General features: G+C 70.9%; 15 protein-coding genes and 5 pseudogenes. 13 read left to right on the top strand and 7 right to left on the bottom strand.

What is annotated here, in order from left to right:
* Positions 1 to 804: 804 nt before the first annotated feature.
* Together ACF061_RS28070 and ACF061_RS28065 are read right to left on the bottom strand one after the other, a co-directional pair.
* Positions 805 to 946, bottom strand: a pseudogene (locus tag ACF061_RS28070) (dienelactone hydrolase family protein); the annotation flags it as partial.
* A gap of 98 nt (positions 947 to 1044) precedes the next feature.
* Positions 1045 to 1767, bottom strand: coding sequence for an SDR family oxidoreductase (locus tag ACF061_RS28065; RefSeq protein ID WP_392269761.1), 723 nt, complete (start codon positions 1765 to 1767; stop codon positions 1045 to 1047).
* Between the two features lie 62 nt (positions 1768 to 1829).
* Between ACF061_RS28065 and ACF061_RS28060 the strand changes: the two genes are divergently transcribed.
* Entirely contained in the window at positions 1830 to 2183 is a 354-nt protein-coding gene (locus ACF061_RS28060; protein ID WP_392269760.1) for a MerR family transcriptional regulator, read from the top strand.
* Between the two features lie 76 nt (positions 2184 to 2259).
* Complete coding sequence (locus ACF061_RS28055) at positions 2260 to 2421, top strand: hypothetical protein (RefSeq protein WP_392269759.1); 162 nt, start codon at positions 2260 to 2262, stop codon at positions 2419 to 2421.
* Between the two features lie 244 nt (positions 2422 to 2665).
* Here ACF061_RS28055 and ACF061_RS28050 read toward each other — a convergent pair whose 3' ends face one another.
* A complete protein-coding gene (locus ACF061_RS28050) occupies positions 2666 to 3439 on the bottom strand; it encodes a hypothetical protein (RefSeq protein WP_392269758.1) in 774 nt (257 codons plus the stop codon).
* 384 nt (positions 3440 to 3823) lie between these two features.
* On the opposite strand from ACF061_RS28050, the gene ACF061_RS28045 reads away from it, so the two are divergent.
* Positions 3824 to 4498, top strand: a complete 675-nt coding sequence (locus ACF061_RS28045) for a DUF3085 domain-containing protein (protein ID WP_392269757.1) — start codon at positions 3824 to 3826, stop codon at positions 4496 to 4498.
* A 195-nt stretch (positions 4499 to 4693) separates the two neighbouring features.
* Positions 4694 to 5095, top strand: a complete 402-nt coding sequence (locus ACF061_RS28040; RefSeq protein ID WP_392269756.1) for a hypothetical protein — start codon at positions 4694 to 4696, stop codon at positions 5093 to 5095.
* Positions 5096 to 5161: 66 nt separating this feature from the next.
* Here the strand turns inward: ACF061_RS28040 and ACF061_RS28035 are convergent, their stop codons facing one another.
* Complete coding sequence (locus ACF061_RS28035) at positions 5162 to 5911, bottom strand: hypothetical protein (RefSeq protein ID WP_392269755.1); 750 nt, start codon at positions 5909 to 5911, stop codon at positions 5162 to 5164.
* A 492-nt stretch (positions 5912 to 6403) separates the two neighbouring features.
* Here ACF061_RS28035 and mobF point away from each other — a divergent pair, with 492 nt between their 5' ends.
* The 5 genes and pseudogenes from mobF (at position 6404) to ACF061_RS28010 (ending at position 11836) form a co-directional block, all read left to right on the top strand.
* The gene (gene mobF, locus ACF061_RS28030; protein WP_392269754.1) at positions 6404 to 9262 is read left to right on the top strand and encodes a MobF family relaxase; all 2859 of its coding nucleotides are present in this window, start codon (positions 6404 to 6406) and stop codon (positions 9260 to 9262) included.
* A gap of 54 nt (positions 9263 to 9316) precedes the next feature.
* Positions 9317 to 10096 (top strand): NAD(P)H-dependent oxidoreductase, encoded by a 780-nt coding sequence (locus tag ACF061_RS28025; RefSeq protein ID WP_392269753.1) that lies wholly within the window; start codon positions 9317 to 9319, stop codon positions 10094 to 10096.
* A 58-nt stretch (positions 10097 to 10154) separates the two neighbouring features.
* Positions 10155 to 10613, top strand: a pseudogene (locus tag ACF061_RS28020) (hypothetical protein); the annotation flags it as partial.
* A 105-nt stretch (positions 10614 to 10718) separates the two neighbouring features.
* A pseudogene (locus tag ACF061_RS28015) lies at positions 10719 to 10901 on the top strand (IS256 family transposase); the annotation flags it as partial.
* Positions 10902 to 10990: 89 nt separating this feature from the next.
* Positions 10991 to 11836, top strand: coding sequence for a hypothetical protein (locus tag ACF061_RS28010; protein WP_392269752.1), 846 nt, complete (start codon positions 10991 to 10993; stop codon positions 11834 to 11836).
* A gap of 230 nt (positions 11837 to 12066) precedes the next feature.
* Here ACF061_RS28010 and ACF061_RS28005 read toward each other — a convergent pair whose 3' ends face one another.
* A complete protein-coding gene (locus ACF061_RS28005; protein WP_392269751.1) occupies positions 12067 to 12444 on the bottom strand; it encodes an STAS domain-containing protein in 378 nt (125 codons plus the stop codon).
* A 168-nt stretch (positions 12445 to 12612) separates the two neighbouring features.
* Between ACF061_RS28005 and ACF061_RS28000 the strand changes: the two genes are divergently transcribed.
* The 3 genes from ACF061_RS28000 (at position 12613) to ACF061_RS27990 (ending at position 13725) form a co-directional block, all read left to right on the top strand.
* The gene (locus tag ACF061_RS28000; protein WP_392269750.1) at positions 12613 to 13092 is read left to right on the top strand and encodes an ATP-binding protein; all 480 of its coding nucleotides are present in this window, start codon (positions 12613 to 12615) and stop codon (positions 13090 to 13092) included.
* 83 nt (positions 13093 to 13175) lie between these two features.
* Complete coding sequence (locus ACF061_RS27995) at positions 13176 to 13400, top strand: hypothetical protein (RefSeq protein WP_392269749.1); 225 nt, start codon at positions 13176 to 13178, stop codon at positions 13398 to 13400.
* Between the two features lie 49 nt (positions 13401 to 13449).
* Positions 13450 to 13725, top strand: a complete 276-nt coding sequence (locus ACF061_RS27990) for a hypothetical protein (RefSeq protein ID WP_392269748.1) — start codon at positions 13450 to 13452, stop codon at positions 13723 to 13725.
* A gap of 666 nt (positions 13726 to 14391) precedes the next feature.
* Here ACF061_RS27990 and ACF061_RS27985 read toward each other — a convergent pair.
* Together ACF061_RS27985 and ACF061_RS27980 are read right to left on the bottom strand one after the other, a co-directional pair.
* Positions 14392 to 15212 (bottom strand): annotated as a pseudogene (locus tag ACF061_RS27985) (flavoprotein); the annotation flags it as partial.
* A 246-nt stretch (positions 15213 to 15458) separates the two neighbouring features.
* A pseudogene (locus tag ACF061_RS27980) lies at positions 15459 to 15659 on the bottom strand (hypothetical protein); the annotation flags it as partial.
* Here ACF061_RS27980 and ACF061_RS27975 point away from each other — a divergent pair.
* Positions 15633 to 16307 carry a hypothetical protein gene (locus ACF061_RS27975; protein WP_392269747.1) on the top strand — a complete coding sequence of 225 codons (675 nt, stop codon included), beginning with the start codon at positions 15633 to 15635 and terminating at the stop codon, positions 16305 to 16307. The pseudogene ACF061_RS27980 and the gene ACF061_RS27975 overlap by 27 nt on opposite strands.
* The last annotated feature ends 251 nt before the right edge of the window (positions 16308 to 16558 follow it).

Raw genomic sequence — 16558 nt, 5'->3', positions numbered from 1 at the left:
GTACCTGGAATCACGAAGTGGCGCTGGTCAACCAGTTCTACGCGTGGGCAGTGCGGCAGGGACACGTCGCGGCGGTCCCGATCCCACATCGCGCCGCCCGCCCCGCGCCGACGGGGTCGGTCATCCGGCCTACCGGCCCCTCCACGGTTCCGGCAACCTACGCGCATGACGAGAACGGGGAGCGCATCCAGTGGATGCCGTCGGCGACCTACCGACTCTGGCGGGATGTGGGGCTTCGCGGCTACGGCCCGGACGGATTGTCTTCGGACCGGTTCCGCGGCCGGTGGGCGGCCCGCAACGCGACGTTCAGCGACCTCATGGTCCGCACGGGGCTGCGGCTGACTGAGCAGGCCAGCATCACCGTCTCCGAAGTCCCCACGAGCACTGCCCTCGGCGGATACCAGCGGTTCTGGCTGCCCGGGGTGATCGCGAAGAACGTCTCCGCCCGGTGGGTTTACGTCCCGCATAGCACCGTCCAGGAGGTGATCGCCTACGTGGGGTGGGACCGGGCCGAGGTGGTCGAGCAGGCCCGGGCAGCGGGCCGCTACCAGCGCATCCGCCGGCCCCTGGTCATCGCAGACCCGTCCCGCCCGCATGTGGTGCACCGGCTCAGCGCCGGTGGTGTCCATCGGATGCGGCTGCAAGACCTCTCGCCGACTGAGCGGCGACGGCTTCTGCGGGAGACCGAGGACGGCCTGGAACCTGCGATGCTCTGGCTGAACGAGAACGGGCTGCCGATGTCGGTCTCCGGCTGGCAGGCGATGTTCTCCACGGCCAATGACCGCTGCCATACGAGCCGGAGCCTCAGCTGTTGCCCAGGGTGCGGTCCAAAGAGAGGGAGCAGGTGGTCCCAGTGGGGCTTCAGCCCGGGGGCGCTGAAAGCGTCGGTGTCGGACATGGTGAAGCCGTGGATGGTGCCGGGGTAGACCTCGGAGGTGTAGCTGACAGCTGGGTGGCCCCGCTCAGCGGGGCCACCCCATCCAATTTCACTGAATAGCCAGAGCGGCCAAGTTCGTCAGTGTTTGTGCCATGCGCTTGTGCGGCTCACGCCCGGGCAGCGGGTGCGGTCAGGTGCGGGTACAGCAGGGCCGGGTCCTCGTTGAGCCTGGCCTTCCACTGTGTGGTCCTATCGTCGGCGAGGACCTCCAGGGAGCCGGCCTGAACGCCGTCCAGGGCTCGCTGGGCGATCACGTCGGGGTGCGACTTCTCGTCCTCGATGCCGGCCATCATGTCGGTGTCGACGCTGGCCATGACCAGCGCGGTGACCTGGGTGCCCTGGCCGACGAGTTCGTAGCGGATGCCGTTGGTGAGCGCCCAGGCCGCGGCCTTGGACGCCCCGTAGCTGTTGGAGTGCTTGTAGGCCATCCAGGCCATGACCGACAGCACGTTCAGCACGGCACCGCCGCCGTTGGCGGCCAGGACCGGCGCGAAGGCCCGCACCATCCGCAGGGGGCCGAAGTAGTTCGTCTCCATTTCCCGCCGGATGTCGTCCTCCGCGCCGTCGGTGAGCCTGGCGAAGGTCGACACCCCGGCGTTGTTGATGAGCAGTGTCGTGTCGGCGGCGACGGCCGCGGCTCGGGTCACGGACGTGTCGTCGGTGACGTCCAGCGCCAGTGGGACGATGCCCGGGAGGTCGGGGAGGGTTTCCGGCCTGCGGGCGGCCGCGTAGATCTTCTTGACGCCCCGGCGCCGCAGCTCGGCGACGAAGCTGTGTCCGATACCGCGGTTGGCGCCTGTGACCAGCGCAATCTCGTTTCGAATGTCCATGCCCGCTACGCTAAAACCTCACGCCGACGTGAGAGTCAAGCGCGGGAAGGGGAAATGGGGCGATGAAGATCGGCGAGGTCGCGCAGCGGGCCGGTGTGAGCGTGCGCGCGTTGCGCTACTACGAGGAACAAGGTCTGCTAAGCCCGGAGCGCACACCGTCGGGACAGCGCCGCTACACCGAGGACACCGTCGAGGTGGTACGCCTGTTCCAGCAGTTCTACGCGGCCGGCCTCAGCAGCCGGGCCATCGCGGCGCTGCTGCCCTGCGTGAACAACGGCCGCGCCACGGTCCCGCAGCGGCGCATGCTTCGCACCGAGCGTGACCGCCTCGCGGCCCGAGTCGAGGAGATGACGGCCACCCTCGTCCGGCTCGACCAGCTCATCACGGCCGCCGACAGCCACGGCGAAACGGTGTAGCGACCCGAGCGTCGCCGTGGAGTAGCCGCACGGATATGTCCCCTCGCGTTCGCGCAGTTCAGGCAGTGTTTCGACGATGGTGCGGCGGACGGCACTCAAGTCCTTGCGGGCCAACGGGGTCCCCGTCCCCGAGATCGCCCGCAAGCTCGTCATCACCTCGGGCAAGAACCAGGGCAAGCGCCCCTCGGTCGCCGCCGTCTACCGCATCCTCGCCGAAGAGGACGAAGGCACCGCGTAGTTCGGGTGCTCAGGGCTTCGAGATTCAACTCATCGCCCCTTTGACGCGTATCTGGGTCACACCCCCTGAGCGGACGGGGCGCGCCGACACGCTCCCGTCCGCATGACCAGCAGATCCTCCTCCCGCCGGGCCCGCCCGGCCACCGCCACGAACAACTCGGCCCGCTGCACCGGGGACCCGCCGGTTCCTGAACGCACCGGAACATGCGCAGATTCGGCTCCGACATGCATTGCATCCGCCAAGCTCACGGAGAGACTCCTCCGGCGCGCTCTTGAGCGGCGGTCATCGCCGCATCGATCCGCACGGTATGGAACTGTCCACGCGGCCAGCCGTGCTGATCACACTCATCGGACGGTTCAGCTCCACAGACTGAACAGGGCTGCGCGGTGATGAGGGCGGTGCGGTCCTCGCAAGCCAGCCACACTGTCCGCTGGGCTGCGGCCATTTTCTGGGCTGCGGCTTCCTGCTGCTCACGGTCGTAGCGTTGCGTCGCCTCCTCGGTGCAGTCTTCCAACGGGTCGTTCAAGAGCGAGCGCAAGTCGGCGTCGAGAGGGGGCTCGGGGACTGTGGGGGTGTAGAAGTTCGTGGCCTCGAGCACGAAAGATCTGGGTTCACTGACGGCGGCGAGGCTTCTTCGCGCCTTGTGAAGCGTGCGTGTGGCAAGGCCCCTTGGCGTGTTGCACAGGGACGCGGCAGGGGCCGAGCAATGAGGGCATCTGACGGAGAGGATCTTGATCAGGTTCATGCGAAGCCGCTCGGTGGCGTCTCGGCGTTGCTCTTCGGCCTGCCGCCTGCGCTCCTGTTCCGCTTCCTGGTGTTCCTGCTCGCGTTGCAGGGCCTCCGGCGTCGGGTGGTAGGGACAGGGCTCACTGGCCGTGTTCCAGCCGCACGGAAAGCCGTTCCTTTTGGGCAGTCCGCAAACGTGGGGGTTGTTCAGCCCCACGGCCTGCCCGAGACGCCAGCTGCCCATGTACGGTTCGCCGCACCCGTCACACTGCGGTGCGGCGTCGGGAGCCACGGGAACGACCGTGAAAGGAAACCCGCCCACGGTCACGGTCGGCCGGGGGTGGGCACACGAGCACGCCTGGCAGCAGGAAGAGGTATCGATCTCCACGTACTTGTAACTGCTCTTACGCCTTGAGGAAAGCGGACCCTGCGCCGCATCACCCACTCGGCTCAGCGCCGTCGGAGCGAAGAATGGCACGCCGGCTCACGCCCATGCCCGGCGCCAGGTTCCGTCGGCGCGACAGCCGGTCTTCATCTTCTGCTGGCTCCGCCAGAAGACCTGAGCCACCGCCAGACCCGCAACAGCGTGGGCCGCTCTCCCGACGAGGGAGGCGGCGGCATCCACCGCACGGCGGCCCGCGCACCCCACCCAACCCCACACACGCCAGGAACCGACATGCCCAAGCACGACCCCGCCGCCGACCACACCCCCGCCGTACCCGACAGCCCCCAGGCCGCCGACCACGCCCCGGCCGTCCCTGACAGCCCTCAGACCGCCATGACCCACCCCGAGCAGGTCCGGCACCTGCTCACCCTGCCCGCCGACCAGCGCCCCGACTGGCTCAACGAGTTCCTCGGCACCATGACCATCCCGCCGATCCCCGACACCAGCACCAACCCCCTCCTGGACGTCGCCATGGCCAACACCACCCACGGGCAGAAGAACGCCACCCTCCGCTTCCCCCTCGCCCGTGTCCTCGCCGCCGCCGAACACGCCGCCGCCGCGCCCGAGCACAAGCTCGGCTACGGGGAGACCGAAGCCACGCCCCGCCTGTGGTGGGTCAAGGACGACGGCACCTACCTGATGAGCAACGGCCGGTACCCCATCCCCGACAGCAACCGCCCGCCCACCGTCGTCTACGCCGACGGCTGGGGACCGGGCACCGACGCCCGCTCCATCCTCGGCGGCGACGACTTCCGCGAGTCCGTCGACCTCACCACCCCCCTCGACGACGGCCGCACCACCCTGCTCGACGTGCTCCGCGCCGCCACCGCCGAAGGCGCCACCCGCTTCCTGTTCGAGGTCACCTTCGACGACCACTACATGACCCTCAACTACCGCGCCGAGTAACCCGCCCCCTCCCACGGCCCCGCGCCCGGACACCCGTCCGGACGCGGGGCCGCCCTCGTGTTTCCCGTCCCGCGCTCCCGCCACCCCAACCCGTATCCCGCCCCCCGGCACCCGCACCCCCCACCCGCTCCCCGGCCCGCCTACCGTCCCAAACGAACCCGCCAGCCCAGGCCACCACCAGAAGGGGGGAGCGCCGTGAAACACGAGACCACCATCAACGAACTCGCCGCCTACGCAGGTCTCTTCAGCACCGTCGATCACATCACGGTCCCCGAGACCAACCCGGACACCAACATCACCGAGGAGGTCACCCTCCCCCCGCCGCTCATCCGCCGCACCCAGCGCCGCGACGACACCACCTGGTGGATCCCCACCCCACCCGGCATCCACGAACGGATCTTCGTCTCCGACCAGGCCCCCGTCACCGTCTACCTCAAGGACGTCGACCCCCACCGCTTCACCGGCCACATCCCCCAGCAGGCCGCCGCGCCCCAGCAGACCACCACACCGGCCGCCTGGCCTCAGCAGCAGGGGCCCGCCCCCCAGGCCGCCGCCCCGCAGCGCCCCGCCGCACCCTGGTCGAACCAACAGAGCTGACCCCAACCCCGGCCCCGGCCACCGCCCCGCGCGGCAGCCGGGGCCGCTCCATGCCCGCACCTACCGTCACCGTGACGACTCCGGCCACCCCGGCCGGGCCCCGCCCCCACCGCCCGGCGCCCCCGAAGGCCCCGCCGGCGCAGCGGTCGAGAAAACACCCGGAGCAGCGGACCGGACCGGAGCGGCCTCCGACGCCGGGGGAGCAGTCGGAGCCGTCACCGGGGGAGCGGCGACCGGAGCCGCACCCACCCCGCGCGGCCGGTCGCCCACCTGCCCCGGACCAGGACCACCACCCAGCTGCTGCTCCCCGCCCGGCCCGCCCTCCGACTCCCGCTGCGACGCCGCCGTCCTCCGCACGGCCACCGACTTCTCCGGACCGCCCGCCTTCCCCCTCTCCGGCGCCGCGCCCTCGCCGACCAGAACCTCGCGCCCCAGCCGCCGCAGCTCCTTGACCCGCTCCACCCCCACACCCAACCGCTGCCCGCACCCGGCCACCGTCTCCCCGGCCTCACCCATCGCCAGCACGACCCGCGCCGCCGCCGCCTTCGCCTCGTCGATCTGCACCTGGCCGCGCTCACGCACCCGCCGCACCTCCTCCTCCACCCTGGCGGCAGCCGCAGCTTCGTCCTCCACCGCCAGCTCGAAGTCGGCCACCAACTCGTCGAACCGCGCCTCCTTGCGCAGCCGCTGCGCCTCCACCTCCTCCGCCTCCCGCCGCTGCTCGGCCATCCGCTCCGCGGCCCGCGCCAGCGCCGCCTTCCGGCGCGCCAGCGTCACGCTGTTCTTCCCCGTGCCCTTGGTCCGGCTCGACGCCACCACAGCCACCTCCCAGCCATCCCGCGCCCACCCCTGTGGCAGGCCGCGCCCGGTCAGTCTCAGCCGCCCGCACCCCCGCCAGGGCGGCCAAGGCGCTCGCGTCCCAGGCCGTAGCACGCCCGTCGCTGCGCCCGGTCCCGCTCGCGGGACGCCCCCGCAACGGCAGGGGAGAGGACCCCGGACAGGGGGGGACCGGGGGGAGGGGTGGCGGCGGAACCGGGAATGTCGGTGGGTGCCGGTGGTATGCGGAAGGCCGGGGTGCTGGGTCGGTAGTCGGAGTCGCTGAGGGCGGGGGTGTGTGGTCGCCGGCCGGTGGCGGGTCGGTCCCTGTACACCTCTGGCACTTTTGACGCCTGCCCGTGCTCGCGGGGCGTTTTCCCGTCCGGCGGGACGCGTTCGAAGGTCGTTTTTCGAGCCCTGGGAGGTTCGGGGCCTCGGGCCGGTCTTCGCCCGCACCGGCCCTGTACGGGGTGATCTTCTGGCGTCGTGGGGATGACAGCGAACGCGTTCACCGCGGGGCGGGAGCGCTACTACCGGCTGGGCATCGCCTGCGGCGACGGCGCCCCGGGTGCCGAGCTGACGGTGTCCTCCAGCGTGCCCGGGGTGCCGCCCGGGGTGTGGCACGGGCAGGGAGCGCGCGCTCTGGGGCTGTCCGGGATCGTGACCGACGCGCAGATGCGGGCCCTGTTCGGGCTCGGCATGCACCCCGACGCCGAGGAGATCACCGCCCGCGAACTGGCCGCCGGGGCCTCGCGCAAGCGGGCCATGAAGGCCGCCAAACTCGGGCCGGCCGTGCCGAGCCTGGCCGATCTCTCCCCACTCGACCAGGAGATCGAGCAAGTCCTGGAGCACGTCAGCCAGCGGCTGTGCCGCCCGCTGACGAAGGCAGAGACGCGCGACGTGCGGATGCGGTGTGCGGCGCGCGCTTTCGAGGCCGAGTACCACCGCGCCCCTGCGGACGGCGCCGAGCTCGGCCGGTACCTGGCTGCCCGCAGCGGCCCGCAGCGCCGCGCCGTGACCGGATACGACCTGTGCTTCTCCAACGAGGAACTCTCGCTGCTGTTCGCGCTCGACGGCCCCGAGGTGCGCCGCATCGTCCTTCAGGTCCTGGCCCAGGCCCGCACCGAGGCCCTGGCCTGGATCGAGCACAACGCCCTCGCGGTGCGCACCGGGCCGGGCGGCGTGGCCCAGCAGCGGGCCGAACCCGGGCTCCTGGCCGCGGTCCACCTGCACTACGAGTCCCGCGCGGGCGATCCGATGCTGCACGAGCACGCGGTCATATCTCCGCGCGTGAAGGGCCCCGACGGGCGCTGGCGCAACCTGGACTCCCGCCTCCTGCTGCGCGACATCGTCGTCGCCAGCGAACTGTTCAACCAGCGCGCCCTCGAACTCGCCTGCGCCCGGCTGGGCGTTGCCACCGAAGAAGTCGAGGTCACCCCCGGCCAGCGACCGGTGATGCACATCATGGGCATCGACCGGCGGCTGCGCGCCGCGTTCGCGCAGCGCTCGCACGCCGTGCGCACCATGGCCGACTCCCTCTTCGACGCCTACCGGCGCCGTCACGGCCGCCAGCCCGCACGGCCGGCCAGGACCCGGCTGCAATGGCAGGCCACCGTGAAGACACGCCCGCCCAAGCGTCAGGCCCGTTCCCTGGACGAACTCCTCGCCGACTGGCGGGCCCGGGCGATCGCCGTCACCGACCGCACGACCGTCGACAACCTGCTCGCCACCGCCCGCGCCGCCGCAAAGGAGCGGCCCGCCCCGGCCGCGTTCGACCTTGCCGCGGCGGCCGACGAAGTCCTGGCCGCGGTGACCGGGCGGCGTACGACGTTCCGCCGCCGCCACGTGCTGGCCGAGGCGCGCCGCTACCTGATGCGGACCCTGGCCGGAGCCACCGCCGCGCCGCAGGCGGCCGAGGAGATCACCGAGAGGGTTCTTGCCCACGGCGACTGCCTGGACATCACCCCGCCCGAGATCAACCCGCCACACCCCGATCTGCAACGCCCCGACGGCACCAGCATCTACCGGCCCATCGGCTCAGCCACCTACACCACCCACTCCCTGCTCGCCGCCGAGAACCGGCTGCTGGCCGCCGCCCGCACCAGCGTGATCCCGCCGGTCGGACGGGGCACGTTCCACCGCGTCGCTGCTCTGGAGTGCGGCCCGATGGACGCCGGACAGCGCGCGCTCGCCGCCTCCTTCGTCCTGTCCGAGCAACTTCTGCTGGCCGGCCTTGGACCTGCGGGCGCCGGAAAGACGACGGCGATGAAGCTGGTGGCCCATGCCGTGGACGCGGCCGGCGGACGCCTGATCCCGCTCGCACCGTCCTCCCGAGCGGCGAAAGTACTCGGCAGCGACCTCGACCGGCGCGCCCACACCCTGCACTCCTGGCTGCACCAGCGCAGGCGCGCCGCCGAAGGCAAGACCGTCGCCGTGGACTTCCAGCTACGCCCCGGCGACGTCGTCCTCATCGACGAGGCGGGCATGGCCGGCACCCTCCTGCTCGACGAGATCCTCGCGGATGCCGCAGCTGCCGGGGCGGTGGTGCGCCTGCTCGGCGACCCGCACCAGCTCGCCGCCGTCGAGGCCGGGGGAGCCCTGCGGCTCATCTCCCGGGCCGGCGGCGCGGTCGAACTCGACCAGCTGCACCGCTTCCGTGTGCCCGGAGAGGCCGACGCCTCCCTGATCCTGCGCGACGGCGAGGACAACCGAGCGGTCTTCGACTGGTACCGCGACAAGGGCCGGATCGTCGCCGGAACGTATGAGGCGATGTGCGACATGGTCTTCAACGCCTGGGCCAAGGACCTGGACAAGGGGCTCACCTCGCTGATGACGGCCGCCGACACCGCGACGGTGACCGCGCTCAACGTGCGCGCCCAGGCGCATCACATCGCCGCCGGCACCGTCGACACCCGATGGGCCGCCCCCTTGCGCGCCGGGCAGCGCGCGCACGTCGGCGACATGATCGTCACCCGCCTCAACCGCCGCCGCATGACCGTGCGCGGCGGGCGGGACTTCGTGAAGAACGGCGACACCTGGACCGTCACCAAGATCCTCCCGGACGGGGACGTGGTGGTCCGCCACACCCAGCACCGCGGCCGCATCCGCCTGCCCGCCGACTACCTGGCCGCCCAGTGCGAGCTCGGCTACGCCTCCACCATCCACCGCTCCCAGGGCATGACCGTGGACACCTCCCACGCGATCGCCTCCGCACGCTCCCACCGCGAAGGCGTCTACGTTCAGATGACCCGGGGCGCGCGCACCAACCGCCTCTACGTCGGACTCGAGGACGGCGACCGCCTGGATGACATCCTCGCCCAGATTGCCGCCCGGCGCCACGGGAGCCCCTGAACGCCGGACGCCGTGGCGTCCAGGATCGAAGGCATCCGATCCGAAGGAGTTTCCATGAAGACGCTGATCGTCTATGCCCACCCGGAACCGAAGTCGCTCAACGGCTCGCTCAAGGACCTCGCGGTGTCCACGTTGGAGAACGCCGGGCACGAGGTGCGGGTGAGCGATCTGTACGCGATGAACTGGAAGGCGATCGTGGACGCCGCGGACTACGGCCCGAACGCCTCACGTCCGCTGACGGTCGCCCGTGACTCTGGCCGGGCCTTCGACGCCGGAACGCTCACCCGGGACGTGCTCGCCGAACAGGAGAAGCTGCTGTGGACCGACATGATCATCTTTCAGTTCCCGCTCTGGTGGTACTCGATGCCCGCGATCCTCAAAGGCTGGGTGGACCGGGTGTTCACCTTCCACTTCGCGTACGGCGTCGGTGAGCACAGCGACACCAAGTACGGCGAGCGGTTCGGCGAAGGCACCCTCGCGGGCAGGAGGGCTCTGCTGTCGGTGACCGCCGGCGGCCCCCAGTCGCATTACGCCGCTCGTGGGATCAACGGTCCCATCGACGACCTGCTGTTCCCGATCCACCACGGCATCCTCTACTATCCGGGCATCGAGGTGCTGCCGCCGTTCCTGCTGTATGGCACCGACCGGATGACCGCTGAACGGTACCCGGACGTCGCCAAGGCCTGGGAGCAGCGCCTGCTCACCCTGGAGTCGACCGAGCCGATCGCGTTCCGGCGGCAGAACTTCGGCGACTACGAGATCCCCTCGCTGCATCTGAAGGAGGGATTGGAGCCCGCGGGCCGCACGGGTTTCGGGCTGCACGTTCGCGGCTGACCGCGACGGACGGACGGAGTTGGGGGAGAGCGCCCGGGGGTCGTGACCTGGTCGGGCGGTGCTGCGGTGGTCGGGCAGTCGGTGGTCGAGGGCGTCGGGGAGGGGGGTGGTTGTGCGTTCTCATCGACTGACGCCGTCCGGCACTCTCTTTCTGGCGGGCGGCGGGCGTGAGGTCACGAGCCGCCTTGAGGAGAGTCTGCACCGCCCCAGCGACCGGTGGGGCGACTCCGAGACCCTGGGCGGCTGGGTCGCACTGCTGCAGCAGGGCGACCTCGAACAGCAGACCCTCGCCGTGCTCCACCGCGGCGTCACCCGCCGCCTGCGCCAGGACGGACGCCCGCCGGCGTTCCTCATCAACGGGCCCGTAACCCACAACCTCAACGCCGTCCGCAGCCAGCTGGCCATCAGCGCCAGCGCCGGCGGCCTGTCCGAGGCGATCCTGGAACTACCCACCCGCCACTTCACCGTAATCGCCCTGCGCCACCTGCTCGGCTACCCCACCAAGCGGATCGCCCGCTACATGGGCCTGGACACCCGCACCGTCGACTACCACGGCCGCAAGGGCAAGGAACGCCTGCGCGTCCGCCTGGGGTCTGCCGGTACCCGCGCCCAGGAACAAGAAACGAAGGTCACCCGGGGCGCCGGCAGTGCGGCCGCCGCACTCGCCATGGTCTTCAAGCTCGTCGAGTCCGCCCAACAGCGGTGGCGGGCCGTGAACGCACCCCACCTCGTCGCCCTCGTGCGCGCCGGGGCCCGATTCGAACGCGGAGTCCTGGTCGAGGGCACCGAAACCCTGGCCGCCTGAGGAGGACGACCGCGATGGCGCCGGACGGGCGGCCTGCGGCGGGCCTGGTCGCCGCAGGGATGTCAGTGGCATGGGGTTGACTGTCGGCCGTGGGAACCAATGCATTCGTCGACAGCGTCTGGCGCCTCATCAACGGGAATCCCCCCAATCTGGATGAACCCATCATCCTGGAGGCCCCGCCGGGCACGAACCTGCATGAACTCGTCGCGGAAATCGGCCGGTGGGCGGGGCAGCACCGGAACCTGGCAGCGGGCGGGTTCGTCGATCCGTCGCTCAGCGAACGCACCGGCCTGCCGCTGGCCGAGCCCTTCGGGGCTGGGGAATTGCTGGAAATGCGGGGCTGGGGCTACCGGAACCGCTGGGTCGGGTGCGGCCTGGTCGCGTCCCCGGACGGCCCACGGTCTGTCGCCGTGATCACCCACCGCCAGGACCCGGCGGCTGCCGGTTTCCCGCAAGGCGCCTCCTGGGCCGAGAAGCTGCGCATCCTCACCGGCTGGGAACCGATACCCGGGCCGCGCGTGGACTGGCCCGCCATAGAGGCCGACCTCGGCACACGGCTACCCAGCGACTACAAGGAGGTCGTCGACCTGTTCGGCGCCGGCAGCTTCGACGAGTACTTCGAGCTCGCCGTGCCCGGCGGCCCCGGCGCCGGCCGCAACCCGTGGAAAAGGTACGGCTACGGCCCCGACCTGGCATCCGGTGGACTCGTGCCTTGGGGCTGGTCAGAATACGAGCTCGGACTCATGTGGTCGATGGGCGCGACCGATCCTGACGAGTGGACCGTGGTCACGCAGTCGGAAGGCGACGACGAGCAGCAATTCGATTGCGAAGTTGGTGAGTTCATCCTGCGCATGCTCACAGATGTGCAGTTGGGATACCCCATGAGTCACGCCTCCGGGCACTTCTTCGTGAGCTATGGCCCGCTGCACTCCTGACAGCGATCGCCGAGCCGGGTGTTGTTCCGGGATCGGCTGGGCGAACTATCCACAATATTTGACTGTTGCTCCCCCCATCATGGCAGACAGGGCTGGGTGAGCGCTGTTGCGTCGCCGCCGGATGCCGGTACTGACACGCGGTCTTGTCCTGTACCACACCACCGAGTGACCGCGGCCACGAAGTCCCCTCAACGACGCCTGGTCGGCGCGTGGTCGGCCTGGGGGAGTGGTCAGTCGGTGAGGGCTTGGTCGAGGGTTTCGTGGCAGTCGATGACGGTGTCGACGCCGACGAGGGACAGGGTCCGCAGCACGACCTTGCCGGGTGCGGCCAGGCGGAGCGAGCCGCCGGCCTCGGTGAGGGCACGGTGGGCGGCGATGAGGACGTTGATGCCGCTGGAGTCGATGAAGGCCACCCGTTGCATGTCCACTACGACGCGGGGGCGGGGTGTGCCGGAGAGGTCCAGGGCCTGGCGGAGTGCCTCGCCGGTGTGGTGGTCGATCTCCCCGGCCACGGTGATCACGTGGACGCCGCTGGTGGTGGAGGCCTCTACGGACAGCTGGCCTGGCTGCACTACCTGTTCGGTGCCCGTCATTTTTTCCTCAGCCATGTCGGTGATCCTGGCACAGCCAGACGTCCTCCAAAACTGCTGCCCCGCAGGTGGTAGATGATGCCCAGATGTGATGGAGCCGACAGAGGGTCGTCAGGCGTCATCCATCCATGCGTGGGTATGCGCGCGCGGGGGACGTACGGGGGTACGGGGCAGAAGGCGGTTGGAATGGAATCGGTTCCCGTGGGCGAGGACGGCGTCACACCGGGCGAGAAGGCTCTAAAGGCCACGGTGGCCCTGGACGGGGGCGGCGCGGACATCGCCCAGGCCCGCCATCGGGCGGCCGGTTTTCTCGCCCGGGTGCAGGCCGAGCACGGGCTGCCGGTCTCGCAGCGTGCGGTGGATGTGACGCAGTTGGTGGTCAGTGAGCTGGTCACCAACGCCCGCAAGTACGCTCCCGGTCCGGCGCTGTTGGACCTGCGGATCACCGGCGACACGGTCGAGGTCGTGGTGTGGGACTCCGATCCGGTGCTGCCGATCGCGCGGGCCGCGGACGCCGGCCGGGTCGGGCAGCACGGTCTGGAGATCGTGATGGCCGTCTGCCAGGGCTTCGAAGCGCAGCGCGAGCCGGTCGGCAAACGCATCACCGCCCGCATCGCCCTGCTGGACGATCCGGGCGGTGCGGTCGCCGGACGCCGGCCCCTGTAACAGCCGGGCGGCGCAGAGAAGGTGCTCGGGTCTTTCACGCGAGCGGACCGCTGTCCGGCTACGGCGCGGGCATCCGTAAGTGGTTGCCTGCCGAAAGGGAGCCCGCCACCGTGGTCATCGTCGCCTGCCTGCTGCTGCCCTCCGTGGCCCTGCTGCTGTACGGCATGGACCGCATCGAGAACCGGCTGACCCGCACCCCCCAACGACCCCGCCACGCCCACCCCCGGCACCTGCGCCTGATCCAGGGCGGCGGGCGGGGGCCCGTCGCGCGTCCGCGGACCGGCCGGCGGCACTCCGACGCCGCCTGAGCACCCGCCCGCACGGGCCGGGCGGGACATCACGGAGGAGACCAACCGCATGGAGCGCACCACCCACGTCAGCAGTGACGGCCGCCGACGCGTCGATGCTCTCGGCCCGTCCGTGGTCCCGGGATGGGATCTGGTTTACGACCATCCCGAGGACAACGCCCAGGTGATCCGCGGGGAAGAGAGCACCTACGCGCTGGCGTGCACGCTGCACCGGCATGCCAAGGCCCTGTCCACGCAGAACGAGGAACGCCCGTGGTGCGAGAGCGGCGGCTGGTGCCCCGGGTGCGTGGCCGGACTCCCCCCGGTCGCCGGCGAGACGGCGTGACCGTACGGTGGCGGTCCCGGCACGGCCGCAGCCGTGGAACGGAAGGGAAGGGCGCACCATGCGCGAGGACGCGTGGCTGGAGGCATCCGATAGCACAGCAGCGTGATGACGCTGAATCACTTGACCGCAACGAAGGGCAAGCCTCCGGTTGCCACGGGGCTGTCGCTTGTCCCTGGGGCGCTGCGCTGCGGGACATGCCTTGATCTGGGTAGTTGGTGTTCTGGGGGTTTGTCAGGGGTGGTGTGGGCGGTCGTTGCCCGGTGTGTGAGTCACGGTCCGGGCAGGCACCGATGTCGAACTCGCCCGGCGCGTCGTGATCTCGCGCGTGCAGTACGGCGCGATGGCCGACACGCCCACGGCGAGGGTGGTGGCCCATTCCGGCGAGACGAACCCGACATATCGGGCCTACAGTCGATGGCCTGACGCCACCTCCGTGAACGTGCCGAGTGCCGCGACGGCGTTGGCGCCGGCGAGGCCGAAGGGGGCGCCGCGGTGATGGCCCCGGCCGGCCGGTCGCGGCGGTGATCTGGGGGTGAGGGCGGGGAAGGAGTAGTGGGCGATGCCCCAGCTCACGATCTGCGTGGCGCAGAGGGCGGGCAGGGCGGCGCGGGGCTGCGGCCGGTCCTCCGACGGTCGCGGCCCCGCGAGTTAATGCGCCCAGGCTGGTCATGAGCCGCAGCAGCCGCCTGCCGGGGGCTGATCGGCAGCCGTCCCGGCTGCGGCGGGGGCGCCGAGCTGGAGGAGCTGCGGCGCGGGAGCGCAGCAACCGCCGCCGTCGCTATCACCCTCCTGGGCGTCGGGAGCGTCGAACAGGCCGGCGCCCAGACTCCCGTCTCGGGCAGGGTCAGTTCCACGCGGTCGGCCGCGTGGAGGTCGCCGGCGATCGCGGCGGCGACGGAGCGGACCTGCTCGTAGCCGGTCATGGCGAGGAAGGTCGGGGCGCGGCCGTAGGACTTCATCCCGACCAGGTAGACGCCCTGCTCGGGGTGGGAGAGTTCGCGGTGGTCGTGGGGGCAGACGGTGCCGCAGGAGTGCTGGTTGGGGTCGATCAGCGGAGCCAGGGCGAGGGGTGCCTGGAGGCGCTCGTCGAGGCCCAGGCGCAGCTCGTTCAGGAAGGTCAGGTCGGGGCGGAAGCCGGTCAGCACGATCACTTCGTCGACCGGGTCCAGGCGGCGGCCGTCCTCGCCGACCAGGATCAGACGGCCGTCGTCCGCCCGCTCGATCGCCTCGGTGCGGAAGCCGGTGACCGCGTCCGCGTGGCCCTCGTCGACGGCGGCCTTCGCCGCCAGGCCCAGGGCGCCGCGGGCGGGTGGCTGATCTGCGGTGCCACCGCCGAAGGTGGAGCCCGAGATGCCCCGGCGCAGGATCCACACCTCCTTCGTCCCCGCGCCGTCGCCGGACTTGGCGAGGTAGGCGAGGGCGGTGAAGGCGGAGGCGCCGGAGCCGATCACGGCGGTGCGCTTGCCCGCGTACCGGGCGCGGGCGGCGTGCGCGTCGCGGGCCCGGGCGGCGAGCAACGCCACGGAGCGCCGGACGTCGTCCATCGCCGCGCGCAGCCCGGCCGTCATCTCCCGGGCCTGGGCGGTCGACAACGGCGGCCGCGCCGGTTCGGCGACGTGCTCCTGGTTCTGGTCGTGCTCGCCCACGACTTCATCGTCCTCTGTCCTCCTGGCCGGCGGGCGGTACCAGGGCGGGCGCGGAAGCACTGATGCCAGCTTCACCTCTCAGGCTCACAGCCTCATAGGCATGGCGTCTACCGCGGCCAGCCGTAATTGATCATCTTCCAGGCCCGAACACTTCAGGGCCAGAGTCGCACGGTGAAAGTCCAGCCATGCCTCCAGCATGGCGCGCTCGTCGGCATGCGCGGGCGGGACAGGCCGTCCATCCGGTGTCGTATTGCAGCGGCCGTGGACTTCAACACGCTCCCGTACCAGAACCGCACCCCGGCCCTGGACAGCTTCTACCGTGCCAGTGCCCCGCCGGGCGGAGGCATCGGCAGGTTCTACGAAGCCGACCACGACAACCCCGCGTACTGGACCCAGCCGGAGCCGGACTGTGTCGTGGGCACCGACACGAGCTGCCGGACCGGTGAGGCGACCCTTGTCAACCTGTCGCCGCTGCCCGCCGACAAGCGCAACAGCAAGATCGACTACATCTTCTTCTCGGAGACCACCGCCCACGCCACGCTCAGCGGTGACGCCATCCCCATGTACCTCAAGGACGCCGCGGGCACGGTGTTCACGGACCGCGAAACGGAGGCCGCCCGGGACGCCGACGGCAAGTACCTGAAGGTGTCGGATCACGCCTTCTACCGGGGGACGGTCACGGTGAGCGCCTCCCCCTCCCGAACCCTGATGTCGGGTCAGCCCCAACCGCGACCTGACCAACGGCCTGTGTCACACCACGTGCACGGACCGTCCGTCGGGCACCCACGGCCGCCGGGCCCTTCGAACTACCGGGCCCGGCACGCGGCGGTGACGGCCGTCCGGAACGATGACCATGACACTGCGACCCTGCGCAACGACCGCGGCCGCTTCGTCGACGACCAGTCCTGGGGCCACCGCCGCAGGGGCCACCACTGACCCGCACACCATGGGACGAACTGACGCTCAGCCAGCGCCGGCGTCAGCTGCGGGGCCACCGCTGATCGGGGTGGCCCCACAGGCGTGAAGCAGTCCGCCCGGGCCGCCGAGCGATGCCGGGGGAGTGGAGGGAGCGTTCGCCCAACGGCGCGCACCGGCTCTTCCGGATCCTGATCCGCACCGACTGGTTGGAACTGCTGTCCCCTCAGAACTGCATCGGCGTACTGCGAGAAGAGTTCGTCGCCTTCGTG

This window comes from Streptomyces sp. NPDC015220, assembly GCF_043079345.1.
Classification (GTDB): domain Bacteria; phylum Actinomycetota; class Actinomycetes; order Streptomycetales; family Streptomycetaceae; genus Streptomyces.
This window is presented reverse-complemented; position numbering and strand designations above follow the sequence as displayed.